Raw genomic sequence first — 23,378 nt, 5'->3', positions numbered from 1 at the left:
CTTGGCTACTCTTCCTTGTCTGACGAGCTGTCACTGGTGGGCCGGGTGGCATCCGGCTCCGGGAGCTCCCCGTTGAGTCCTCTGGTGAAGGCGCCCAGCCACATGCCGGGCTGCTTCGGGGGCTCCTCCGGGCCGTCCTGCCGGACCGGCCGCGCGGTCTCGGCCCGCTCCCGCTCCCGTTCGCGCTGGGCGGCCGCCGCCCGGCCGAAGGGGAGCGGCGCGGGGCCGCGCCGCCGACGGCGCTGCGGCAGCCCGCTGTCCCCGAGCGGCGGGGGGACGAGGTGCTCCATCATCGGTGGCGGCGTCTCGGGGCCGGGGGCGGGGATCTTCTGGCCGGGCCGCCGCCTGGACTTGAAGGGGGGGAGCTTGGGGGCGCGCGCGATGTCGCCTCCGGGGTGCTTGCTCGCGGTGATCAGGTCCATGGGGATGACCAGCACCGCGCGCACCCCGCCGTAGGCGGAGGGCCGCAGCGACACCAGGAAGTTGTAGTCGCGGGCGAGCCGGCTGACCACCGCCAGGCCCAGCCGCGGCGCCTCGCCGAGGTCGTCCAGATCCAGGGCGCCCTCGCGGTTGAGCACCCGGTCGGTGCGTCGGCGGGCCTCGTCGGTCAGGCCGACACCGGCGTCCTCGATCTCCACCGCGATGCCGGACTGGATGTCCACGGCGGTGAGGTGCACCCGGGTCTGCGGGGGCGAGTAGCGGGTGGCGTTGTCCAGTAGCTCGGCCAGCGCGTGGATCACGGGCTCGACGGCGGCCCCGACCACGGCGACGTCCGCCACCGAGTGCAGGTCGACCCGCCGGTACTCCAGGATCCGCGACATGGCGCCGCGCAGCACGTTGTAGAGGGGGATCTCGTTCTTCCACTGGCGGCCGGGGCGGGAGCCGCCCAGCACCGCGATGCTGTCCGCGAGCCTGCCGGTCAGGGCGTTGCCGTGGTCCAGGTGGAGGAGGTCGCCGAAGACGTCCGGGTCGTTGCCGTGCTTGTGCTCCATCTCCCTGATGTCATAGGCCTGTTGGTGGACGATGGCCTGCACCCGGCGGGCGATGTTGACGAAGGCGCGCTGCGCGGAGTCGCGCAGCCCCTCCTCCGCCTGCACCGCCTCGATGACGGACTTGAGCACCGAGCGGTGCGCCGACGCGTACCCCGGCTCCAGGTCGTGGACCGGGAGGGTGTGGCGCAGCACGACCTCGGTCGGCTCCCCCCGCTGGAGCAGGTGGATCGCCTTGGGCAGCAGCTCCTTGGCCAACCGCCTTGTCTCCGCCTCGTGTTGGTCGAGCCGGTGGCGGAGTGCGGCCTCCTGCTCGGTGCACCGGCGGCGCAGCGCGGCGATCACCCGTCCCCGCCGGGCGGCCTCGGAGGCCGCCAGCGCCACGGCCACGGTGGCAGAGGATCCGCACCAGGCCACCGGTGCGCGGGCGTCCGGTGTCACGGCGAGAATCGCCGTTCCCGTGCACACCGCCAGCACCAGGGGGGAGATCAGCCATATCAGAGCGGAGACGGGCCGCCGTTGAACAGACGAACCGGTACCAACCATCGAGATCCTCGGAACTGTTCGGGAAGGCGTGGGTGCCGGAGCGCAGCGCTCCCCGTGACCCCGGAGAACGGCGGCAGCACAGCACTTGTCCGCAGCGTGCCGTGGTCGTCACGACCCGTTGCGCGTCATGGAGCGTAGCCTGTCGCGCGCCGCTCCGGCGTGAAGTTGTCATATTCGCTGATTGGACTGACGAGGGAATTCGAAAGCCTTCATAATGCCCTGGACGGCAAATTCCGAAAGGGCTTCCGAATTACCTGAATGAGAGTTCGACGATTTTCGGACGTCATGATCCGGCCGGTTCCGGGTCCGGCGTGAAGGTCACGCTCCCGGGTGGTGCCTCCGCCGAACGCTGCCCCCGGCCCCGCGGACGGGGTTAGGCTCGCCCCACCACATCTCCGGGGAGACAACGCCATGTCAGGGCCTCAGCGTGAACAGAACGCATCCGCCGCCCTGTTCGAGCGTGAGCTCGAGCTCAAGACGGCGGTACAGGCCGTGCACCGCTTGTGCGGGCACGTCGAAGAAGGGAGGACCCGGCTCGGTGGCCTGCTGCTCTACAGCGGCGAAGCGGGCCTCGGTAAAACGGCATTGCTCACCGAGGTCCGGCGGTACGCCACGGACAGCTGCCGGTGCACCGTGCTCTTCGCCCGCGGCAGCGAGTCCGCGCAGTCCGTCCCGTTCAACGTCGTCCGGCAGCTGGTGCAGCCACTTCTCGCCACGATGTCGCCGACGGCGCGCAAGGAGCTGCTCAGCGGCTGGTATGACATCGCCGGCCCCGCGCTCGGCATCGCCCCACCGATCGGGCCGCAGGACCCCCAGGGCGTCCGGGACGGACTCGACTGGCTCATCACCCAACTCGCCTCGATCCACGAGTCGGTGGTCATCGTCATCGACGACGCCCACTGGGCCGACGCCGAGTCGCTGTCCTGGCTGACCGCCTTCGCCGCGCGGCTGCGCGAGACGCCGATGCTCGCCGTCATCGCCTACCGGCCGGCCGAACTGCCCGAGCACACACCGGCGTTCCGCGATCTGGTGGAAGGCCGTACCTCCCGGCCCGTCGAGCTGAGGGCGCTGACGCCCGACGCCGTCGCCCAGTTGGTGCACGGAGCCTACGGCGACAAGGCCGACGCCCCGTTCTGCCGCGAGGTCTGGGCGGTCACCGGCGGCAACCCCTACGAGGCCGTGGAGCTGATCGCCAAGTCCCGCGACCGCGAGCTCAAACCGATCGAGGAATCCGCCTCCCTGCTGCGCGACCTCGGCGCGGAGACCCGAGGCAAGGGGCTGGTGGCCGCCGTCGAGCAGCTCGGCGCCCCGGTCCTGCGGTTCGCCTACGCCGCGGCCGTCCTCGGCACCGAGATCTCGCCGACCATGGCCGCGAACCTCGCCGCCATGGGGCCCGCGCAGGCCGACGAATGCGCGGACAAGCTGCGCAAGGCCCGTATCCTCAGCGGCACCGAGCGCCTGGAGTTCGTCCACCCGCTGATCGCCACCGCCTTCTACAAGGGCATCCCGGCGGCCACCCGTACGGCCATGCACGGCCAGGCGGCCTGGTCGGTCACCGAAGCCGGCCAGGGCGCGGCCGCCGCCTCCCGCCACCTGCTGGAGGTCCACCCCGACGACGACGCCGAACTGGTCGCGCAGCTGCGGGTGGCGGCCCAGGAGCACCTCGCCGTCGGCGCCCCGGACGCGGCCCGCCGCTGTCTGGAGCGCGCGCTGCACGAGCCCCCGCCCGAGGAGGAGCGGGCCTCGCTGCTGTACGAACTGGGCTGCGCCACGCTGCTGACCTCGCCGCCGACCACGGTCAACCACCTCAGGACGGCGCTCGCCCTGCCGCACCTCTCCGAGGAGCTGCGCGTCGACGCCACCTTCAGGCTCTCCCAGGCGTACGCCCACAACAACCAGCTCAAGGAGGCGGCGGAAGTCGTCGCCGTCCAGGCCGGGCACACCCCGCCGGGGCCCGGCAGGATGCGGCTCCAGGCCGCCCACTATCTATGGCAGGGCATCCAGGTCGAGGAGGAGGACTCCCACAGCCGGTCCCGGCGGATCGCCGAGCTCGCCGACCACCTCCCCGGCCGGGACAACTCCGAGCGTGCCCTGCTCGTGCTCCGCGCCTTCGACAGCATGATCCGCAGCGAGGACGCCGTGCACGTCGTCGAACTCGCCGACCGCATCATGGTGGACGGCCGGCTGCCCAAGGGCCTGGACTGGACGAACAGCGAGTGGGGCTTCGAGCTCCCCAGCATGATCGGCATCACCTACGCCTACACCGACCAGCTCGACCGCGCCGAGGAGCTCTTCAGCGAGGCCGTGCACGACTTCGAGCTGTCCGGCTGGCGCGGTGCCCATCTCGCGTTCGCCCACCACTTCCTCGGCCTGGCCCACCGGCGTCGCGGTGACCTGCTGGAGGCCGAGAAGCTGATCCGCAACGGACTCAAGCTGGCCAACCGCCTCGGCCCCGACCTGCCCATCCAGTGGGACGGCACCTGTCTGCTGATCGACACCCTGCTGGCCCGCGGCAAGGTCGAGGCCGCGCAGATCGTCGCCGAGGAGAACGGATTCCGCGCGCCCTACTCCCCGGCGATCGTCATTCCGGACGCCGCCTGCCTGGCCGGTCGGCTCCTGCTCGCCCAGGGGCGCACCAAGGAGGCCATCGCCGAACTGGAAGCCGCGGGCCGCAGGCTGGAGGAGCGCGGCAGGTCCAACACCCTCTGGGCGCCCTGGGCGTTCGACCTGGCCGTCGCGGTCGCACCCGACGACCCCGAGCGCGCCCGCTCCCTCGTCGACCAGGCCGTGCGGCACGCCGCCCGGTCCGGCACCGACACCGCCGTCGGCGAGGCGCTGCGCCGGGCGGCCGCCGTGTGCGAGCCGGAGGAGGCGCTGGCGAAGCTCGATCAGGCCGTGACCCACCTGCGCAGGTCACCCTGTGTGTACGAGTTCGCGGCCGCCCTGGTCGACCACGGTGTGGCGCTGCGCAAGGCGGGCCGCACCGAGGAGGCCGCCGAGCGGTTCCGCGAGGGCGGGGCACTGGCCGAGAAGTGCGGTGCGGACGGCCTGGTCGAGACGGTCCGCGTCGAGACCGAACTGGTCGCCGTCCCCGGCGAGGAGGTCGAGTCGCGCTGCCGGTGACCATGACGATCTGAACCCGGTGGGGGAGCGGATCAGGAGGCGCGGCGACCCGTCTTCTTCGCGGCGGCCTTTTTCGTTCCTTTACCGGCAGTGCTCCCGGAGGCGGTGCTCTTGGCGGCACTCTTCGCCGTGGCCTTTCCGGCCCGGGGAGAGGCCGCCGACGGCCCTGCTTTCCTGGTGGCCGTCCGCTTTTCCGTGCTCGACGTCTTCGCCGGGGCCCGCGTCGATTTCCCGGTCGGCCGGCCTTTCCCGGATTCCGCCGTGGTTTTCCCGGCGGCCGTGTCGATGGACGCCTGCAAAGCCGCCATCAGGTCGATGACATTGTCGGGCGCCGGGGTCGTGTCCTTCCTGGACGGCGCCGGTCTGTCGGACAGATGGGCCGAGATGAGTTCACCCAGGGCGACTTCGTACTCGTCCTCCAGCGCGTCGAGGTCGAAGTCCTCGGACAGCGTGTCCATCAGACTCGTGGCCATCTTCAGCTCCTGCGGCCGCACGGTCACCGAGCCGGGCGGGGCCAGGCCCGCGCTGTCGCGGACCTCGTCGGGCCAGTACATGGTGTGGAGGGTCAGCAGCTCGTCGTGGACCCGCAGCAGCGCCAGCGACTCCCGGGTGCGCAGCGCGATCTTGGTCACGGCGACCCGGTCGGTCTGCTTGAGGGTCTCCCGCAGCAGGACGTACGGCTTGTTCGCCGCGGCGCTCTCCGGCGCCAGGTAGTAGGAGCCCGCCAGCTGGAGCGGGTCGATCCGGGCGGAGTCGACGAACGCCAGGACGTCGATGAGCTTCTTGCTGGGCAGCGGCAGCCCCGCCAGGTCGTCCTGGGTGACGACGGCGGTGTGCCCCTCGTCGTCCTCGAAGCCCTTGGCGATGTGCTCGTAGTCGACCTGCTCGCCGCACGCGTCGCAGACCCGCTTCAGATGGATCCGGCCGCCGTCCGCGTCGTGGACCTGGTGCAGCTTGATGCCGTGCTCCTGGGTCGCGGCGTAGAGCCGTACGGGCACCGAGACCAGCCCGAAGCCGATTGCACCCTTCCACATGGTTCGCATAGTTTTGTCCCTCCACGGGGAATTCCTACCTTATGCCCGCACCTTCGGAGAGGCAGACGGTGGAGGTCGGGGGACACCGGCTCTCCCTCACCCACCTCGACCGCGTCCTCTTCCCCGCCTCCGGGCACACCAAGGCCCAGGTGCTGCACTACTACGCCCGGATCGCCACCGTGCTGGTGCCCCACACCACCGGCCGCCCCGCCTCCTTCGTCCGTGCGCCCGAGGGGCCGAAGGGCCAGTCCTGGGTCGCCAAGAACCCGCCCGGAGGGGCGCCCGGCTGGGTGCCCCTGGTCCCGGTGGAGCACCGGGAAGGCGTCACCGAGCAGGTCGTCGTCGACTCCACCGCCGTCCTGATCGCCATGGCCAACCTCGGGGCGTACGAGGTCCACGTCCCCCAGTGGAAGTCCGCCGCCGGGCCCGACGCGCACGACCGCCTCGTCCTCGACCTCGACCCCGGGCCGGGCGCCGACCTGGTCGTCTGCTGCCGCGTCGCCCAGCGGCTGCGCCAGCTCCTCGACGACGACGGGCTCACCGCCCACGCCGTCGTCTCCGGCTCGAAGGGGCTGCACCTCTACGCCCCGCTGCACCCCGCGCCCGGACGTGCCGTCTGCGCCTACGCCAAGGAGCTCGCCGCCCGGATGATGGGCGAACACCCCGGGCTGGTGGTGGTCTCCATGGCCCGCATGGAGCGCCGGGGCAAGGTGCTCATCGACTGGTCGCAGAACGCGAGCGCCAAGACCACCGCCGCCCCCTACACCGTGCGGCTGCGCGAGCGGCCCGGTGTCGCCGCCCCGGTCACCTGGGACGAGGTCGCGGCCTGCCGCGATCCGGACGAGCTCGTCTTCACCCCCGAGCGGGTCCTCGGCCGCGTCGCCGACTACGGCGACCTGCTGGCCCCGCTCACCGGCGACGCCACGCGCGCCGCGCTGCCCTGAACCGACCTGCGGACCGTCATCCCAGGCGGGTCAGGTCCGGGCGCAGCCGGTGCCAGACGGGGTGCCGCAGGTGGCCCGCGGGCGTCCAGCCGGAGAACGTGATCTCGGCGATGAGCTTGGGCTCGACCCAGTGCGCGGCCGGCATGTCGACCGGGCCCGCGAAGGGCGGGTCGGGGCGCGCCACCACGTCCAGATAGCGGGCGAGTTCCCGCCGTTCCCGCTCGGACATGCCGGAGCCCACGGAGCCGACGTAGCGCAGGCCGGTCGGTTCCGCCAGCCCGACGATGACGGCGCCGGGCAGCCCCGTGAGCATGCCGCGGCCCTCCGCCCAGCCGCCGATGATCACGTCGAGGGTGTTCACATGCTTGGTCTTGCGCCATTCGGGTGAGCGGACGCCCGGGGTGTAGACGGACGTCAGCCGCTTGGCGACGACGCCCTCGTACCCGGCCTTCAAGGTGGCCTGCCACGCCTGCCGCCCGTGTCCCTCCATGTGGGCCGGCACCGAGCAGTGCGGCCCGCCGAGGCCCAGCGCGGCGAGGGCGGTACGGCGCTCGCGGTAGGAGGTGGCCAGCAGCGACCGGCCGTTGAGGAACATGATGTCGAACAGCATCAGGTGGACGGGGTACTCCATCGCCAGCTGCGCCGCGCGGCGCGGGTTGAGCACGCCCATCCGGCGCTGCAGCAGCCCGAAGTCCGGCTGCCCCTGGGCGCCCAGGACCACCACCTCGCCGTCGAGGACCGCGGCCCGGCGCCGGAACCGCTCGCCGAGCGCGCGCAGCTCGGGATAGGTCACGGTCGCGTCGTTGCCGGTCCGGGTGACCAGCCGCAGGCTCCCGTCGCCGGGCGCGGCGACCACGCACCGTACGCCGTCCCACTTGACCTCGAAGGCCCACTCGGTGTCCTCGCCCTCGGCGGGGAGCGGGGCGGCGGTGGCGAGCATCGGCTGGATGGCGGGGATGGGGGCGCCCATGTCTCGATGATCGTGGGGAACGGCCGTGCACGCAGCTCGGCGCCCGACCGCGCCCGCCGCACGCTCACCCCGACCCCGCCCACTCCAGGAGCTCCGTGGCCGCCCAGGTCGTGATCACCCGGTCCGCCGGGACCCCGCATTCCGCGGCCCGTGCGCACCCGTACGCCTGCCAGTCCAGCTGCCCCGGCGCGTGCGCGTCGCTGTCGATCGAGAACAGCACGCCGGCGTCGAGCGCCTGCCGGATGAGCCGGCGCGGCGGATCCAGCCGCTCCGGACGGCTGTTGATCTCCACCGCCGTGCCGAAGCGGGCGCAGGCGGCGAAGACCATCGCTGCGTCGAACACGGATTCCGGCCGGCTGCCGAGCAGCCGTCCCGTGCAGTGGCCAAGGACGTCCACGAGCGGACTGGCGACGGCCGCGACCAGCCGGCGGGTCATGCTGTCGGCGTCCATGCGCAGCTTGGAGTGAACGGACGCGACCACCACGTCCAGCTCCTCCAGCAGCCCCGGTTCCTGGTCGAGCGATCCGTCGTCGAGGATGTCGCATTCGATCCCCGTGAGCAGCCGGAACCCGTCGCCCTCGGCGGCGAACCGCTCATTGACCTCGGCCACGACGCCCAGCTGGGCGCGGAGGCGGTCGGGCGACAGCCCGCGGGCGATCGTCAGCCGGGGGGAGTGGTCGCTCAGCACGGCCCACTCGTGCCCGAGCGCCCGCGCCGTGCGGGCCATCGTCTCGACCGGGCTGCCGCCGTCCGACCAGTCCGAGTGCAGGTGGCAGTCGCCCCGCAGCCGCGCCCGCAGCGTCTCGCCGCCCTCGGCGAGCGGCCCGGAGGACTCTTCCTCCAGCCGCGCCAGATAGCCGGGGACGGTACCGCCCAGCGCCTCGGCCACCACGGCGGCGGTCTTGGGCCCGATGCCCTTCTTCTCGGTCAGAGAGCCGTTCTCCGCCCGCCGCCGCACCTCGTCCGCGGGCAGCGCGCCGATCACCTCGGAGGCCGTACGGAACGCCTTCACCCGGTACGTGGGGGCCTGCGCGCGCTCCAGCAGGAACGCGATCCGCTCCAGGGCCTCCACCGGGTCCATGACTCCCACCGCCTCGACTCGTCGGCCGCCCCCGCTCCCCACGGTGCGGGATCGCGGTGCGCCGCGCACCCGCGGGTGGGCCCGTGAGTAACGGCCGCTCCGCCAGGGGAGGGTTCCGGCATGAGCGCCCCCCACAACAGCAGTGCCACCCGCCACGGCAGCCGCGCGGTGGTCCTCGGCGCGGGCATGGCCGGGATGCTGGCCGCGTCCGTCCTCGCCCACCACGTCGAGGAGGTCGTGATCGTCGACCGCGACCGGATGCCCGACGGCGCCCGGCCGCGCAAGGGGCTGCCGCAGGCCCGCCACGCCCACCTGCTGATGTCCGGCGGCGCGCGGGCCGTCGACGCGCTGCTGCCCGGCACGCTGGAGCGGTGGCTGCACGCGGGCGCCCGGCGGATAGCGCTGACGGCGGGCCTGGTGGTGATGGGACCGCAGGGCTGGTTCCCGCGCCTGCCGGGGACGCAGTTCCTCCTGTCCTGCACCCGTGACCTGCTGGACCTGGTGGTCCGCGAGCAGGTGCTGGCCCTGCCCGGCGTCGTCCTGCGCGACGGTACGGAGGCGCTGGCGCTGCTGGGCGACACCGGCCGGGTCACGGGCGTGCGGATCCGCGAGGACGGGGCGCACGCCGCGGAGGAGCTCGGCGCCGACCTGGTCGTCGACGCCTCGGGCCGGGGTTCCCAGGCCGCGCACCGGCTGACGGACCTCGGGCTCCCGGTCGTCCACGAGGAGACCGTCGACTCCGGTCTGGTCTATGCCACCCGGGTCTTCCGGGCGCCTCCGGGTACCGAGCGCTTCCCCGTGGTGAGCGTCCAGCCCACCCCCCGCTCGCGGCGGCCCGGCCAGGGCGCCACGATGCTGCCCATCGAGGGCGGCCGCTGGCTGGTCACCGTCTCCGGCACGCGCGGCGGTGAACCCTCGCGCAGCGCCGAGGAGTTCGAGCCCTTCACCCGCGCCCTGCGCGACCCGCTCGTCGCCGACCTGATCGACCGGGCCGAGCCGCTCACGGACGTCCACGTCACCCGCAGCACCGTCAACCGGCGCCGCTTCTTCGAGCGCCTCCCCTCGTGGCCCGAGGGCTTCGTCGCGCTGGGGGACGCCGTCGCCACCTACAACCCGGTCTACGGGCAGGGCATGTCCGTGGCCGCCCAGAGCGCCGCCGCGCTCCGCGACGCCCTGCGGGAAGGGGGCGTGGACTCACCCGGCCTGGCCCGGGGAGTGCAGCGGTCGGTGGCCCGGGTGACGGGCGGCGCCTGGGACCTGGCCACCGGGGAGGACATCAACTACCCCGGCGCGATCGGCAAGAGGCCGCCCGCGGCGGCCCGGCTGCTGCAGGGCTATTTCCAGCGCATGATGTGGGCGGCGACCGGTGATCCTCTGGTGCTGCGGGCGCTGATGGACGTCATGACGCTGTCCGCGCCCATGACGCACCTGGTCAGGCCGTCGGTGGCGCTCGGTGTGGCGCGTGGGCCCGGCCGCCGGGCGCAGCGGGGGCCGTCGATCACCGCGGCGGAGCTGGCGCTGTGCGGGCTGGGGCCGCGTTGAGGGGTCAGCGGCGGAGCGCCACCGGCGGCAGGAATTCGTGTTCGAGCGTCCGGTGCCACCAGGCGCCGGTCTCCCGCCGTTCCCGCCGGGTGGTGAAGCGGTAGAGGTAGACCCGGGCCCGGACGTGGGTGGGCGGGGCGTCGGGGAAGGGGTTGTGCCGCAGCAGCCGCAGCGTGGCGGGGTCGCCCAGCAGCAGGCGTTCCACGAACGGGCCGAACCACGGCTCGGCGTACGCGGGGGAGATCCCGGCGAACCACATCATCCAGTCGAGCCGCAGGTGGTACGGCGCGAACTGGCGCGGCAGCCGCCGGGGATCGCCGGGCTTCCCCTTGAAGCCGTACTCCCGCCAGACCGTCTCCCGGGTGAGCCGCTCCTCGTCGGTGCCCTCGACGACGACCTCGTGGCGGCGGCGGTTGATGCTGCCGAACGCGCCGTAGGTGTTGACCAGGTGCAACGCGTTGAAGGACATGTTCATCCGCTGGTGGTGCGAGAGCATGTTGCGGGCCGGCCACCAGCTCAGCACCGCCACCAGCGCCGTCGCGGCGAGGACCAGGACCTCGAACCAGAGCGGGGGCCCGGCGAGGGGGACGTGCCGGGGGAGCCGGAGGAGACCGGCCAGGGCCGTGCCGTCGACCGCGGAGAAGGCCAGCACGATCGTCAGCCAGTTGAGCCAGGCGAAGTTGCCGGAGGTGACCAGCCAGAGCTGGGTGCAGATGATCACGCCCGCGGCGAGGCTCGCGACGGGCTGCGGGGCGAAGAGGCCGAGTGGGACGACGAGCTGGGCCACGTGGTTGGCGGCGGTCTCGACGCGGTGCAGCGGGCGCGGCAGCCGGTGGAAGTACCAGCTCAGCGGGCCCGGCATCGGCTGGGTCTCGTGGTGGTAGTACAGGCACGTCAGATCCCGCCAGCAGCTGTCCCCGCGCATCTTGATCAGCCCGGCGCCGAACTCGACGCGGAACAGCAGCCAGCGCAGCAGCCACAGCACGAGAATGGGCGGGTCGGTCCGCGCGTTGCCGAGGAAGACCGCCAGGAACCCCGCCTCCAGCAGCAGGGACTCCCACCCGAAGCCGTACCAGGTCTGGCCCACGTTGACGATGGACAGGTACATCACCCACAGCGCCGTCCACATCAGCATCGACGCCCACAGCGGCACCGCGTCCGCACCGCCCGCCACCACCGCCGCCGAGAGCAGCGCGCCCGCCGACGCCCACCCGGCGAAGAAACGGTCCGAGTAGTGGAGGTGGAAGACGCCGGGCGAGCGCCGGAAGGGCACCCTCCCGGTGAAGCGCGGCACGGGCAGCATGCCCCGCTCGCCGATGAGCGCGCGGAACTGGAGGAGTGCCGCCAGGAAGGCGACCAGGTAGACCGCGGCGAGCGCCCGCTGGAGCACCAGCCTGCTCAGCCAGTACCCGGACCCCGTGAACCACTCCATGGCGTATCCGTACCACCGAAGCGCACAGTCGCATCGAAGAAACAGGCAAAAGGTGTCAGAGTAGCCCTATGGTTGATCGGGGAGCGTCGCCTGCCGCCGTCCCGGACGCTTCGGTACCGGACGAATGGCCCGCTCGCCCGGAAGTGAGCCTTGCCCTCAACCGCCTCGGCAGCTTCGACTGGGACCTCGACAGCAGCCGGCTGCACCTCGACACCGTGGCCCTGGACCTCCTCCACGTCGACCCGGAGGACTTCGCCGGCCGGCTCGCCGACCTCGCCGGCCGCCTGCCCAGGAACGACGCCGCCCGGCTCGACGGCCTCGTCGCCCGCGCCATGAAGGACGGCAGCGAGAGCTTCGGCACCTACTGCCGCGTACGCGACGACGACGGCGCCCTGCACTGGACCTACGCTCAGGGCCGCATCCTGCGCAACGGCGAGGGCCGCCCCAACCGCATCATCGGGATCGTGCGCGACGCCGACGAGGAACTCCGGCACGCGGGCGAACCCCGCGAGCCGCACGAGGAACACCGCCACCAGACCACCGTCGTCGAGACCACCACCGCCGCCCTCGCGCACGCCAGGACCGTCCAGGACGTCATCGACTTCTTCAAGGACTCCCGCGCCGTGCGGCACCTCGGCGCCGACCTCCTCGTCCTCGGCCTGCTGGAGTCCGGCCGCATCCACATGGTCGCCGAAGGGCCCGAGGAGCACTACATCCCCGGCACCCGCTACACCCGCATCGACGACAACTTCCCCATGAGCGAGGTCATCCGCACCCTCGCCCCCCGCTTCATCGAATCCCCCGAGGAGTTCGCCGGCTCCTACCCCTGGCTCTGGGACAAGATCGAGGACATCGGCATCTCCTCCGCCGCCTACCTCCCCCTGATCGCCCAGGGCCGCCCCATCGGCGCCCTCGGCCTCCTCTACCGCGAGGGACGCGGCTTCACCCGCCAGGAACGCAACCTCTTCATCGCCCTCGGCAGCAGCCTCGCCCAGAGCCTGGCCCGCGCCATGCTCTACGACCAGGAGCACGACCTCGCCGAGGGCCTCCAGCAGTCCATGCTGCCCCGGCGCATCCCCGACATCCCCGGCGCGCAGATCGCCGTGCGCTACCGCTCCGCCCGGATGGGCCGGGACATCGGCGGCGACTGGTACGACGCCGTCCCCCTCCCCGGCGGCCGGGTCGGCGCCGTCATCGGCGACGTCCAGGGCCACGACACCCACGCCGCCGCCGTCATGGGCCAGCTGCGGATCGTCCTGCGCGCGTACGCCTCCGAGGGCCACGCCCCCGCCACCATCATGGCCCGCGCCTCCACCTTCCTCCACGAACTCGACACCGACCGCTTCGCCACCTGCGCCTACGCCGAGGCCGACCTCTCCACCGGCCTCGTCCAGATCGTCCGCGCCGGACACATCGACCCCCTGCTGCGGCACAACGACGGCACCTGCCGCAGACTGCCCGTCGCCGGCGGGCTGCCGCTCGGCCTCTCCGCCGAGTTCGGCCGCCTCGACTACCCCGTGACGACCGTCGAACTCGACCCCGGCGAGACCCTGTTGCTCTTCACCGACGGCCTCGTCGAACAGCCCGGCTCCGACCTCGACGAAGGCATGCAGCTGCTCTCCGACATCGTCCGCGACGGCCCCTACGACCTCCATGAACTCGCCGACCGCCTCTGCGACGTCATCGAGGAACGCGTCGGCGAGGACGACATGGCCGTCCTCCTGCTCCGCCGCCACGGCGCCACCACCCGCAGCGGCAGCCGCCTCCAGCAGCACATCGCCCCCGCCGACCCCGAAGCGCTCCAGGCCGCCCGCCACATGATCCGCGCGGCCGTACGGTCCTGGGGCGCGCGGGAGCGCTCCGACGAGATCGAACTCGTCGCCGACGAGTTGGTCACCAACGCCCTGCTCCACACGGACGGCGCCGCCGTGGTCACCATCCGCATGCTCTCCGGCCCCGGGCGCCGGGTGCGCGTCGACGTCGAGGACAAGTCCAGCGCCCTGCCGAGGCGCCGGGAACCGGGGGAGTCGGGGGTGTCGGGACGCGGCCTGCTGCTGGTCGACCGGCTCACGGACGTCTGGGGCGTGGAGTCACGCGGAACGGGCAAGTCCGTCTGGTGCGAATTCCTCCTGCCGGAGGGTCAGCTGCCCGACCGTCACGAACCCTGAAGGGGCTCCGCCCCGCGTGGCGACCCGACGAAGAGGCCAAGGTCACAGCCGTATGGGCTGCTGCCGGGTGCCTGTACTCCCCTAGCCTTCCCCCATGACGGTCCTGCCAGACGAAGGCTTCCCCCTGGCCGCCGAGTTCCCGGACTCCACCCGCGAGCAATGGCAGCGCCTCGTGGAGGGCGTGCTGCGCAAAGCGGGCACAACGGATGCATCCGGCTCGGCCGCCGAGGGCGCGCTGACCACCCCGCTCCAGGACGGGCTCGCGACCCGCCCGCTCTACACCGCGGAGGACGCCGCCCCCGCGCCCGGCTACCCCGGCTTCCCCCCGTTCGTCCGCGGCGGGCGCACGGAGGGAACGGCCGTCTCGGGCTGGGACGTCCGGCAGCGCCACACCCACCCCGACCCCCGGCGAGCCAACGAGGCCGTCCTCGCCGACCTGGAGAACGGGGTCACCTCCCTCTGGCTGACCGTCGGCACCCACGGCCTGCCCGTCAGCGGCATCGCCACCGCCCTCGAAGGCGTCTACCTCGACCTGGCCCCCGTCGTCCTCGACGCCGGACCCGACGTCGAGGCGGCCGCCCACGAACTGCTCCGCCTCCACGACGAGCACGGCGTACCGCGCGACGCCGCCACCGGCAACCTCGGCGCCGACCCGCTCGGCACCCTCGCCCGCACCGGCGCCGACACCGACCCCGCCGGACCGCTCGCCGTCGCCGCGGACCTCGCGGCCCGCTGCCTGCGCGACCGCCCCGGCATCCGCGCCCTCACCGTCGACGCCCTGCCCCACCACGACGCGGGCGGCTCGGCCGCCCAGGAACTGGGCGCCTCCCTCGCCACCGGCGTCGCCTACCTCCGCGCGCTCACCGGCAACGGACTCGACATCGACCAGGCCTGCGCCCAGCTGGAGTTCCGCTACGCGGCCACCGCCGACCAGTTCCTCACCATCGCCAAGCTCCGCGCCGCCCGCCGCCTGTGGGCCCGCGTCACCGAGGTCAGCGGAGCCACCACCGCGCGCGCCGCGCAGCGCCAGCACGCCGTCACCTCCGCGGTCATGATGACCCGCCGCGACCCCTGGGTGAACATGCTGCGCACCACCATCGCCTGCCTCGGCGCCGGAGTGGGCGGCGCGGACGCCGTCACCGTGCTGCCCTTCGACGACGCCCTCGGCCTGCCCGACGCCTTCGCCCGCCGCATCGCCCGCAACACCTCCTCCATCCTCCTGGAGGAGTCCCACCTGGCCCGGGTCATCGACCCCGCGGGCGGCTCCTGGTACGTGGAACGCCTCACCGACGAACTCGCCCACGCCGCCTGGGCCTGGTTCCAGGAGATCGAGCGCGCCGGCGGCCAGGCCGCGGCACTGCGCTCCGGCCTGATCGCCGAACGCCTCGCCGACACCTGGCGGCAGCGCACCGAGGACCTCGCCACCCGCCGCGAACCCATCACCGGCGTCAGCGAGTTCCCGAACCTCGCCGAGCCGCCGGTGCCCCGCGAACCCGCACCCGCCGCCCCCTCCGGCGGCCTGCCCACCGTCCGCCGGGACGAGGCGTACGAAGCGCTGCGGGCCCGCTCCGACGCCCACCTGGCGGCCACCGGCGCCCGGCCCCGCGTCTTCCTCGCAGCCCTTGGACCCGCCGCCGCGCACACCGGGCGGGCGACCTTCGCCGCCAACCTCTTCCAGGCGGGCGGCATCGAGCCGGTGCACGACCCCGGAACCGTCGACGCGGACACCGCCGCCGACGCCTTCGCCCGCAGCGGCGCCGGCGTGGCCTGCCTCTGCTCCAGCGACAAGCTCTACGCCGAACAGGCCGAAGCCGTCGCCACCGCCCTCCGGCAGGCGGGCGCGGCACGGGTGTTCCTCGCCGGACGCCCCGACGCCGCACAGCAGGAAACGTACCGACGGGCCGGAGTCGACGAATTCGTCTTCGCGGGCGGCGACGCCGTCACCGTCCTCACCTCCGTCCTCGACAGTATGGGAGTGGCGTGATGCCCGTCCCCGACTTCTCCGGCATCGAACTGGGCGCGGCGGACCACGCCCCCGCCGACCCCGGACCGTGGCGGGCCGCCCTCAAGGAGAGCACCGGCCACAGTCCCGAGGACCTCGTCTGGGAGACCCCCGAGGGCATCGGCGTCAAACCGCTCTACACCGCCGAGGACCTGCGCGGGCTGGACTTCCTGGGCACGCACCCCGGCATCGCGCCGTACCTCCGCGGCCCGTACCCCACGATGTACGTCAACCAGCCGTGGACGATCCGCCAGTACGCCGGGTTCTCCACCGCCGAGGAGTCCAACGCCTTCTACCGCCGCAACCTGGCGGCCGGTCAGAAGGGCCTCTCCGTCGCCTTCGACCTGCCCACCCACCGCGGCTACGACAGCGACCACCCGCGCGTGACCGGCGACGTCGGCATGGCGGGCGTCGCCATCGACTCCATCTACGACATGCGGCAGCTCTTCGACGGCATCCCGCTGGACCGGATGAGCGTGTCGATGACGATGAACGGCGCCGTGCTGCCCGTGCTCGCCCTCTACATCGTCGCCGCCGAGGAGCAGGGCGTACCGCCCGAGAAGCTGGCCGGGACCATCCAGAACGACATCCTCAAGGAGTTCATGGTCCGCAACACCTACATCTATCCGCCCGGGCCCTCCATGCGGATCATCTCCGACATCTTCTCGTACACCTCGCAGAAGATGCCGCGCTACAACTCCATCTCCATCTCCGGCTACCACATCCAGGAAGCCGGGGCGACGGCCGACCTCGAACTCGCCTACACCCTCGCCGACGGCGTGGAATACCTGAAGGCGGGCATCGACGCCGGGCTCGACGTCGACGCCTTCGCGCCGCGCCTGTCCTTCTTCTGGGCGATCGGCATGAACTTCTTCATGGAGATCGCCAAGCTCCGCGCGGCCCGCCTGCTGTGGGCCCGGCTCGTCAAGCGCTTCGACCCGCAGAACGCCAAGTCGCTGTCGCTGCGCACCCATTCGCAGACCTCCGGCTGGTCGCTGACCGCGCAGGACGTCTTCAACAACGTCGCACGGACCTGCGTCGAGGCCATGGCGGCCACCCAGGGGCACACCCAGTCCCTGCACACCAACGCCCTCGACGAGGCCCTGGCCCTGCCCACCGACTTCTCCGCCCGCATCGCCCGCAACACCCAGCTGCTCCTCCAGCAGGAGTCCGGGACCTGCCGGGTCATCGACCCCTGGGGCGGCAGCGCGTACGTTGAGAAGCTCACCCACGACCTCGCGCGCCGCGCCTGGCAGCACATCGAGGAGGTCGAGGCCGCGGGCGGCATGGCCCGGGCCATCGACGCGGGCATCCCCAAGCTGCGCGTCGAGGAGGCCGCCGCCCGCACCCAGGCGCGCATCGACTCCGGCCGGCAGCCCGTGATCGGCGTCAACAAGTACCGGGTCGACAGCGACGAGCAGATCGACGTCCTCAAGGTCGACAACTCCTCCGTGCGCACCCAGCAGATCGAGAAGCTGCGGCGGCTGCGCGCCGAGCGCGACGAGGCCGCCTGCCAGGACGCCCTGCGCGCCCTCACCGCGGCGGCCGGCTCCGGCCCGGGCGCGGGCCTGGAGGGCAACCTGCTGGCCCTCGCCGTGAACGCCGCCCGCGCCAAGGCGACCGTCGGCGAGATCTCCGACGCCCTGGAGAAGGTCTACGGACGGCACGCCGGGCAGATCCGTACGATCTCCGGTGTGTACCGCGAAGAAGCAGGATCGTCCTCAGGAGTGGAGCGCACCCGCGCGCTGGTGGAGGCCTTCGAGCGGGAGGACGGCCGCCGCCCGCGCATCCTCGTCGCCAAGATGGGCCAGGACGGGCACGACCGGGGCCAGAAGGTCATCGCCACCGCCTTCGCCGACCTCGGCTTCGACGTCGACGTCGGCCCGCTCTTCCAGACGCCCGAGGAGGTCGCCCGGCAGGCGGTGGAGGCCGACGTGCACGTCGTCGGCGTCTCCTCGCTCGCCGCGGGCCACCTCACGCTCGTCCCCGCGCTCCGTGAGCAACTGGCCGAGCAGGGCCGGGAGGACATCATGATCGTCGTCGGCGGTGTCATCCCGCCGCAGGACGTCGAGCCGCTGCGGGAGATGGGCGCCGCCGCCGTCTTCCTGCCCGGCACCGTCATTCCGGACGCCGCCCACGACCTGCTGAGGACCCTCGCCGGGGTCCTCGGCCACGAGTTGTGAGCCCATGGCACGCTCGATCGATCCGGACGCCTACGTCAAGGGCGTGCTCGACGGCAAGCGGGCGACCGTCGCCCGCGCCATCACGCTCGTGGAGTCGACCCGCGCCGACCACCGGGAGCTCGCCCAGCGGATGCTGACCGAGCTGCTGCCCCACGCGGGCACGGCGCGGCGCATCGGCATCACGGGCGTCCCCGGCGTCGGCAAGTCCACCTTCATCGACGCCCTCGGCACCATGCTGACCGGGCTCGGACACAAGGTCGCCGTGCTCGCCGTCGACCCGTCCTCCAGCCGGACCGGCGGCAGCATCCTGGGCGACAAGACCCGTATGGAGCGGCTCGCCGTCGACCCCGCCGCCTTCGTCCGGCCCTCGCCCACCGCCGGGACGCTCGGCGGGGTGGCCCGCGCCACCCGCGAGACCATCGTGGTGATGGAGGCCGCCGGTTACGACGTGGTGCTGGTCGAGACCGTCGGCGTCGGCCAGTCGGAGACCGCGGTCGCCGACATGGTCGACACCTTCCTCATGCTCACCCTCGCCCGCACCGGCGACCAGCTCCAGGGCATCAAGAAGGGCGTACTCGAACTCGCCGACGTCGTCGCCGTCAACAAGGCCGACGGCCCGCACGAGCGCGACGCGAAGTCCGCGGCGCGTGAACTCGCGGGAGCGCTGCGGCTGTTGCAGGCCCCCGACGCGACCTGGAACCCGCCGGTCCTCACGTGCAGCGCGCGCGAGGGCACGGACCTCGACACGCTGTGGGAGCGGCTGGAGCAGCACCGGCGGGTGCTCGACGCGACGGGCGAACTGGCCGCGCGCCGCCGCGACCAACAGGTGGACTGGGTCTGGACGATGGTCCGCGAACAGCTCCTGACGGAGCTGCGCGAGCACCCTGGGGTGCGGGCTCTTGGACCCGATCTGGAACGGGCCGTACGGGAAGGATCGTTGCCGGCGAGTACGGCGGCCGAGCGGTTGCTTCGCGCGTTCCGGTCGTGACGGGTGGCCGGGGCTCCGCCCCGGACCCCCGAAGCGGCTGCGCCGCTTGTCCTCAGACGCCGGACGGGCTGGGGGCCAGGCCCAGTTCGCGCGCACCCAGCGGAGCGAAGTGGCGGGCAACGTGTGCCTCCGTCACTTCCTGAAGTGCCGCAGGCGACCACCGCGGGCGGCGGTCCTTGTCCACCACCTGTGCCCTGATGCCCTCCACCAGATCCGCGTCGGACAGCGACGCGCACGACACCCGGTACTCCTGATCCAGCACCTCCGCCAGCGTCGGCAGCCGGCGGGCCCGCCGCAGCGCGGCCAGCGTCACCTTCAGCGCCGTGGGCGACTTCGCCGACATCGCCTCGGCCGCCTCCTTCGCCTCCGGGACGCCGGACTCCGTCAGCCGGGCGAGGATCTCCTCGACGGAGTCGGCCGCGTAGCAGCGGTCGATCCACTCCTGGTGCGCGGCGAGCGGGCCGGCCGGGGCGGGCGCGGCGTGGGCGCGTACCGCCTCGGCCGGATCCGTGTCCGCCAGGGCCGCGGCGAAGGCCGCCAGCCGCGCGCGCGGTACGAAGTGGTCGGCGAACCCCGCGCGCACGGCGTCACCCGCGTCGAGCCGCGCCGTGGTGAGGGCGAGGTGCGTGCCCAACTCGCCGGGCGCCCGGGAGAGGAGATAGGTGCCGCCGACGTCGGGGGCGAAGCCGATGCTGGTCTCCGGCATGGCGATCGCCGACCGCTCGGTGACGATCCGTACGCCGCCGTGCGCCGAGACACCGACGCCGCCGCCCATCACCAGACCGTCCATGAGGGCCACATAGGGCTTGGGGTAGGTGGAGATACGGGCGTTGAGCAGGTACTCGTCCCGCCAGAACGCCCTGGTCGCCGTGGCCCCGCCGCCGGCCCGGGCGTCGTCGTGGATCAGCCGGATGTCCCCGCCCGCGCACAGCCCGCGCTCACCGGCGCCGTCGATCACCACGGTGGTCACCGCGTCGTCGTGCTCCCAGGCGGTGAGCGCCGCGTCGACGCGGCGCACCATGTCATGGGTGAGGGCGTTGATGGCCCGGGGGCGGTTGAGGGTGATGCGGCCCGCCCGGCCGTCCCGGCGCAGGATCACCGCGTCGTCGTCAGTGCTCGTCATCGTCCCACTCTCGCAGGAGCGGGGCGGGCGGTGGACGAGGGGGCCGGTGGTTCAGCGGGCCGAGCCGGTCCAGTGGACGCTGTTGTACTTCACGCCGAAGTCCGGGCGCACCTCGACGTCCACCTTGCCGGTGTTCGCGGCCGGCACGTCGAAGGCGAAGGTGGCCGTGTCGGACTTCCCGGGCGGCAGGGAGCCTGTCAGGGGGTTGCCGACGCCGCGTGCGGTGTCGAAGATCTGCTCGGTCGGGTCGCCCTTCTCCCCGGCCTTCACGCGGATCAGCACCCCCGACACCTCGAATGTCTGCTTGGTGTCGTTCGTCAGCGTCACCATGAACGCGATGGGGGAGTTCTCCGGCTTGTGGCCGAGCGATGTGACGCTCGGCTTGAACGCCGTCGGCCGGGTCACCTTGACCTTGAGCCCGTCCTCGTACGCGTAGGTGTCCTCGAACGCCACCACGCGGGAGCCCTCCGCCGACGGCGAAGCGGCCGACGGCGACACCGTGTGCCCGGCGGCCTTGCCACCGCCGCTCCCGCAGGCGGCGAGGGCGGCCAGCGCGCCTGCCACGACCAGGGCGCCCGTCGTCCGCGCGGCGCGCGGCATTCCCGCGCCCCGAGCCCGAACGTGCGCCGCCCGGGGCGGCAGCCTCCTGCCCATGCTCCCAGCCTGCGCCCGACCGGCCCGGAACGCATCTCGAATCGGCCGCCGCGGCCCCGCGCCCGGCGCCACCGGAATTCCGTGACGCAGCTCACGGAGTTTCCCCCGTACGGAAAAGCGGGCCCCTGTGAAGGTATGTCCGCATTGGGGGGCGGTAGTTGGTTGACATTCGGTCGCACCGGCAGGTTGGATAACCGCAAGGGGGACGGTTGTTCTGCATCTTCGCTCGTCACTGTCTGACTCGCCCGAGGGACTCCGCGAGATCACGGTGAGGTGGCGTGCCGCCGTGCCCTAACGGGAGACAGCGTAAGGCGGGGATTCAAGCGTGACGCTTGCTTATGTGCTTGACGGCGGCATGAACGATCAACCAGGAGCCGGGGCGGAGCTCTATGAGCTTTTCCCCGTCGTTCGCCGGAGTTATGAGCAAATAGAGGAGTGGACGGGCCTCGACGCCCAGCGCATTTTCGCCGAGCAGCGCGAGGCCGGGCAGCAGCACCGGCAGGGCATCGGCGCGATTCGCCAGGCCGCCGCCGTGTTCGGCATCGCGGACGTCCTCGCCGAGGAGTACGGGATCGTTCCGGGCGCCGTGTGCGGACTGAGCTTCGGCGCCCTCGTCGGCGCGAGCCTCGCCGGTGCCGTCGACCGCTCCGACCTGTTCAAACTCCTTATGCGCATGCGGGAAGTGCCCACCCCCACGGCCCCCGCCGACAGCGGGTCGGCCCATGGCGTCGCCGCCGTCCGCCTCGCGTACGACACCGACCTCGAGGCGCGCCTCGAAGGGCACCCCGACGTCCATCTGTCCGCGGATCTCGGCCGGGTCGGCACCGGCAGCGAGCGAATGGTGCTGTTGGCCGGATATCGCGCGGCACTTGCCGAATTCGGCACTCAACTCCCCGCCGGGGCACTCCAGATATCCGAGGAGCATGGCGTCGCTTTTCACTCGCCGCTCCAGCAGGACATCAGGGACTTCCTGGAACCGACGCTCCAGGAGATGACCTTCCGTGACCCCAGGGTGCCCGTGCACTCCTGCATGGAGGTAAAGGCCCTCACCACCGGTGAGGAGATCCGCGATCTGTTCCGCCGCAACCCCACCGACCCGGTGAGCGTGCCGCATATGCTCAGCGGCCTGGAGCAGGGCGGCGCCGAACTCGGGCTCGTACTGGGCCCGTGCTCCTTCGGCACCTTCCTCCGTTCCTCGTTCCCCGTCGTGCACGTGGAATCCCCGGACCACGTATTCGAAGCCATGACGGCCATCTATGAGCTCGGCATCGAGCTTCCCTCGCCTGACGCAGTGGGCCGGTGAACGAGATGAAGAACGTAACTCCGCTGATCGAAGAGTGGCTGTCGCAGGACATCGACGAGTGGACGCGACGCGTGGTGCGCCGCCACTTCGACCCCGAGACCGGCAGCCCGTACTGGCTCGAGCGTGCGGCCGAACTCGCCTTCGACCCCCGGGACATCACCCGCTACGAGGACCTGACCCGGTTCGGTCCCATGTCCCTCGGCGACCTGCGCACCCTCGACCCCGCCGACCTCGTGCCGCTGGCCGTGCCCCGGCCGCTCGTGGGCCGCATCTGGGAGTCCGGCGGCACCACCGGTTCGCCGTGCCGCGTGTACTACACCGAGCCCATGCTGGAGCAGCGGGCCGCGTGGCGGCGCTGGGTCATCGAGAAGGAGGGCTTCGAGCCCGGCCGCAGCTGGCTCCAGGCCAGCCCGACCGGACCCCACCTGATGGGCCACGGAGCCTGGGACCTCGTCGACCTCTACGACGCCCGTGTCTACGGCATCGACTTCGACCCGCGCTGGGTGAAGAGGATGCTGCGCGCCGGCCGCCTCAAGGACGCCCAGGAGTACACCGACCACCTCGTCGGACAGATGTCGGCCATCCTGGAGACCCAGCCGGTCGACTACATCGTCACCACGCCCGCGCTGTTCCAGGCCCTCGCCAAGAGCAGGCCGGATCAGGTCGCCAGGCTCAAGGGCGCCCGCCTCAGCGGCACCCACGCCACACCGGCCATGCGCCGCAGCTTCCTCGAGGCGCTCGACGGCGGCCTGCTCGTCGTCACCTACAACAACACCTTCGGCAACACCGTGGCCCTGCCGGTGGAGCAGGACGACCTCATCCCGTGCGTCCCCAACTACCCGCAGGTCACCATGGCCGTGGTGGACCGAGACGACTGGACGCGGACCGTCGGGTACGGCGAGCACGGCCAGGTCCGGCTGACCGTCATGCACGACGACCTGTTCCTGCCGAACATCCTGGAGCGCGACCTCGCGATGCGCTTCGACACCGGCAGCGAGTGGCCCTGTGACGGCGTGGCCAACGCGCGTCCGCTCCAGGTCGTCCGGACCGCGCCGGAAGGCATCTACTAAGCCGTATCCGGCAGGGGGTTCGTCTCCGGGGGCCGCACGCCCCCGGACCCCCGGGCGCGGCGGCGCCGCAATTTCTCGATCACCGAACGGGCTGTCCGCGCCCGCGGTTCGAGCGCTGCGTGTCCAAGGGCCGCGCATCGGACAAGTCGCATCGGAAGAGTCCGGCCCGTCGGGGGCACCTCCGGCGTCGGCCGGGGAAGCCCGAGGACCGGGTCCGGGGCGGAGC

The 23,378-nt window shown here is 72.5% G+C and carries 16 protein-coding genes; 9 read left to right on the top strand and 7 right to left on the bottom strand.

The window, feature by feature from the left end:
• Positions 1-5: 5 nt before the first annotated feature.
• The gene (locus tag DXZ73_RS09235; RefSeq protein ID WP_116210530.1) at positions 6-1,535 is read right to left on the bottom strand and encodes an ATP-binding protein; all 1,530 of its coding nucleotides are present in this window, start codon (positions 1,533-1,535) and stop codon (positions 6-8) included.
• A 411-nt stretch (positions 1,536-1,946) separates the two neighbouring features.
• Here DXZ73_RS09235 and DXZ73_RS09230 point away from each other — a divergent pair, with 411 nt between their 5' ends.
• Positions 1,947-4,658 carry an ATP-binding protein gene (locus tag DXZ73_RS09230; RefSeq protein WP_116210529.1) on the top strand — a complete coding sequence of 904 codons (2,712 nt, stop codon included), beginning with the start codon at positions 1,947-1,949 and terminating at the stop codon, positions 4,656-4,658.
• Between the two features lie 32 nt (positions 4,659-4,690).
• On the opposite strand, the gene DXZ73_RS09225 is transcribed toward DXZ73_RS09230, so the two are convergent.
• Entirely contained in the window at positions 4,691-5,692 is a 1,002-nt protein-coding gene (locus DXZ73_RS09225; protein WP_240351276.1) for a Ku protein, read from the bottom strand.
• Between the two features lie 41 nt (positions 5,693-5,733).
• On the opposite strand from DXZ73_RS09225, the gene ligD (DXZ73_RS09220) reads away from it, so the two are divergent.
• Positions 5,734-6,636 carry a non-homologous end-joining DNA ligase gene (gene ligD / locus DXZ73_RS09220; protein ID WP_116210527.1) on the top strand — a complete coding sequence of 301 codons (903 nt, stop codon included), beginning with the start codon at positions 5,734-5,736 and terminating at the stop codon, positions 6,634-6,636.
• 16 nt (positions 6,637-6,652) lie between these two features.
• Here the strand turns inward: ligD (DXZ73_RS09220) and ligD (DXZ73_RS09215) are convergent, their stop codons facing one another.
• Together ligD (DXZ73_RS09215) and DXZ73_RS09210 are read right to left on the bottom strand one after the other, a co-directional pair.
• Positions 6,653-7,606 carry a non-homologous end-joining DNA ligase gene (gene ligD, locus DXZ73_RS09215; RefSeq protein ID WP_116210526.1) on the bottom strand — a complete coding sequence of 318 codons (954 nt, stop codon included), beginning with the start codon at positions 7,604-7,606 and terminating at the stop codon, positions 6,653-6,655.
• A 64-nt stretch (positions 7,607-7,670) separates the two neighbouring features.
• Positions 7,671-8,687 (bottom strand): PHP domain-containing protein, encoded by a 1,017-nt coding sequence (locus tag DXZ73_RS09210; protein WP_116210525.1) that lies wholly within the window; start codon positions 8,685-8,687, stop codon positions 7,671-7,673.
• A gap of 120 nt (positions 8,688-8,807) precedes the next feature.
• Here DXZ73_RS09210 and DXZ73_RS09205 point away from each other — a divergent pair, with 120 nt between their 5' ends.
• Complete coding sequence (locus tag DXZ73_RS09205) at positions 8,808-10,229, top strand: NAD(P)/FAD-dependent oxidoreductase (protein ID WP_116210524.1); 1,422 nt, start codon at positions 8,808-8,810, stop codon at positions 10,227-10,229.
• Between the two features lie 4 nt (positions 10,230-10,233).
• Here DXZ73_RS09205 and DXZ73_RS09200 read toward each other — a convergent pair whose 3' ends face one another.
• Positions 10,234-11,661 carry a lipase maturation factor family protein gene (locus tag DXZ73_RS09200; RefSeq protein ID WP_116210523.1) on the bottom strand — a complete coding sequence of 476 codons (1,428 nt, stop codon included), beginning with the start codon at positions 11,659-11,661 and terminating at the stop codon, positions 10,234-10,236.
• Positions 11,662-11,729: 68 nt separating this feature from the next.
• Here DXZ73_RS09200 and DXZ73_RS09195 point away from each other — a divergent pair, with 68 nt between their 5' ends.
• The 4 genes from DXZ73_RS09195 to meaB all read left to right on the top strand — a co-directional run bounded on the left by DXZ73_RS09195 (position 11,730) and on the right by meaB (position 19,002).
• Positions 11,730-13,829 (top strand): SpoIIE family protein phosphatase, encoded by a 2,100-nt coding sequence (locus DXZ73_RS09195; RefSeq protein WP_116210522.1) that lies wholly within the window; start codon positions 11,730-11,732, stop codon positions 13,827-13,829.
• Positions 13,830-13,923: 94 nt separating this feature from the next.
• Complete coding sequence (gene mutA / locus DXZ73_RS09190) at positions 13,924-15,813, top strand: methylmalonyl-CoA mutase small subunit (protein WP_116210521.1); 1,890 nt, start codon at positions 13,924-13,926, stop codon at positions 15,811-15,813.
• Positions 15,813-18,014: a methylmalonyl-CoA mutase gene (scpA, locus tag DXZ73_RS09185; RefSeq protein ID WP_116210520.1), complete on the top strand. Its 2,202-nt coding sequence runs from the start codon at positions 15,813-15,815 to the stop codon at positions 18,012-18,014. Before mutA ends, scpA begins: the two co-directional genes overlap by 1 nt.
• Before the next feature lie 4 nt (positions 18,015-18,018).
• Positions 18,019-19,002, top strand: a complete 984-nt coding sequence (gene meaB, locus DXZ73_RS09180) for a methylmalonyl Co-A mutase-associated GTPase MeaB (protein ID WP_116210519.1) — start codon at positions 18,019-18,021, stop codon at positions 19,000-19,002.
• Positions 19,003-19,054: 52 nt separating this feature from the next.
• Here the strand turns inward: meaB and DXZ73_RS09175 are convergent, their stop codons facing one another.
• Positions 19,055-20,125 carry an enoyl-CoA hydratase/isomerase family protein gene (locus tag DXZ73_RS09175; RefSeq protein WP_116210518.1) on the bottom strand — a complete coding sequence of 357 codons (1,071 nt, stop codon included), beginning with the start codon at positions 20,123-20,125 and terminating at the stop codon, positions 19,055-19,057.
• Between the two features lie 51 nt (positions 20,126-20,176).
• Entirely contained in the window at positions 20,177-20,725 is a 549-nt protein-coding gene (locus DXZ73_RS09170) for a hypothetical protein (RefSeq protein ID WP_116210517.1), read from the bottom strand.
• Positions 20,726-21,104: 379 nt separating this feature from the next.
• On the opposite strand from DXZ73_RS09170, the gene DXZ73_RS09165 reads away from it, so the two are divergent.
• Positions 21,105-22,082, top strand: coding sequence for an acyltransferase domain-containing protein (locus tag DXZ73_RS09165; RefSeq protein ID WP_116210516.1), 978 nt, complete (start codon positions 21,105-21,107; stop codon positions 22,080-22,082).
• Between the two features lie 5 nt (positions 22,083-22,087).
• A complete protein-coding gene (locus DXZ73_RS09160; protein WP_116215508.1) occupies positions 22,088-23,152 on the top strand; it encodes an arylcarboxylate reductase in 1,065 nt (354 codons plus the stop codon).
• Positions 23,153-23,378 lie beyond the last annotated feature (226 nt).

Source organism: Streptoverticillium olivoreticuli subsp. olivoreticuli (genome assembly GCF_003391135.1).
GTDB lineage: Bacteria > Actinomycetota > Actinomycetes > Streptomycetales > Streptomycetaceae > Streptomyces > Streptomyces blastmyceticus.
The sequence above is the reverse complement of the archived record's forward strand: the minus strand, read 5'-3'. Positions and strand labels throughout refer to the sequence as shown.

Coding starts and splice junctions, on each gene's coding strand:
- DXZ73_RS09170 (WP_116210517.1), bottom strand. CDS start 20,725: ATGCCGCGCGCCGCGCGGACGACGGGCGCCCTGGTCGTGGCAGGCGCG.
- mutA (WP_116210521.1), top strand. CDS start 13,924: ATGACGGTCCTGCCAGACGAAGGCTTCCCCCTGGCCGCCGAGTTCCCG.
- scpA (WP_116210520.1), top strand. CDS start 15,813: ATGCCCGTCCCCGACTTCTCCGGCATCGAACTGGGCGCGGCGGACCAC.
- meaB (WP_116210519.1), top strand. CDS start 18,019: ATGGCACGCTCGATCGATCCGGACGCCTACGTCAAGGGCGTGCTCGAC.
- ligD (WP_116210526.1), bottom strand. CDS start 7,606: ATGGGCGCCCCCATCCCCGCCATCCAGCCGATGCTCGCCACCGCCGCC.
- DXZ73_RS09200 (WP_116210523.1), bottom strand. CDS start 11,661: ATGGAGTGGTTCACGGGGTCCGGGTACTGGCTGAGCAGGCTGGTGCTC.
- ligD (WP_116210527.1), top strand. CDS start 5,734: ATGCCCGCACCTTCGGAGAGGCAGACGGTGGAGGTCGGGGGACACCGG.
- DXZ73_RS09235 (WP_116210530.1), bottom strand. CDS start 1,535: ATGGTTGGTACCGGTTCGTCTGTTCAACGGCGGCCCGTCTCCGCTCTG.
- DXZ73_RS09175 (WP_116210518.1), bottom strand. CDS start 20,125: ATGACGAGCACTGACGACGACGCGGTGATCCTGCGCCGGGACGGCCGG.
- DXZ73_RS09225 (WP_240351276.1), bottom strand. CDS start 5,692: ATGTGGAAGGGTGCAATCGGCTTCGGGCTGGTCTCGGTGCCCGTACGG.
- DXZ73_RS09195 (WP_116210522.1), top strand. CDS start 11,730: ATGGTTGATCGGGGAGCGTCGCCTGCCGCCGTCCCGGACGCTTCGGTA.
- DXZ73_RS09210 (WP_116210525.1), bottom strand. CDS start 8,687: ATGGACCCGGTGGAGGCCCTGGAGCGGATCGCGTTCCTGCTGGAGCGC.
- DXZ73_RS09205 (WP_116210524.1), top strand. CDS start 8,808: ATGAGCGCCCCCCACAACAGCAGTGCCACCCGCCACGGCAGCCGCGCG.
- DXZ73_RS09160 (WP_116215508.1), top strand. CDS start 22,088: ATGAAGAACGTAACTCCGCTGATCGAAGAGTGGCTGTCGCAGGACATC.
- DXZ73_RS09230 (WP_116210529.1), top strand. CDS start 1,947: ATGTCAGGGCCTCAGCGTGAACAGAACGCATCCGCCGCCCTGTTCGAG.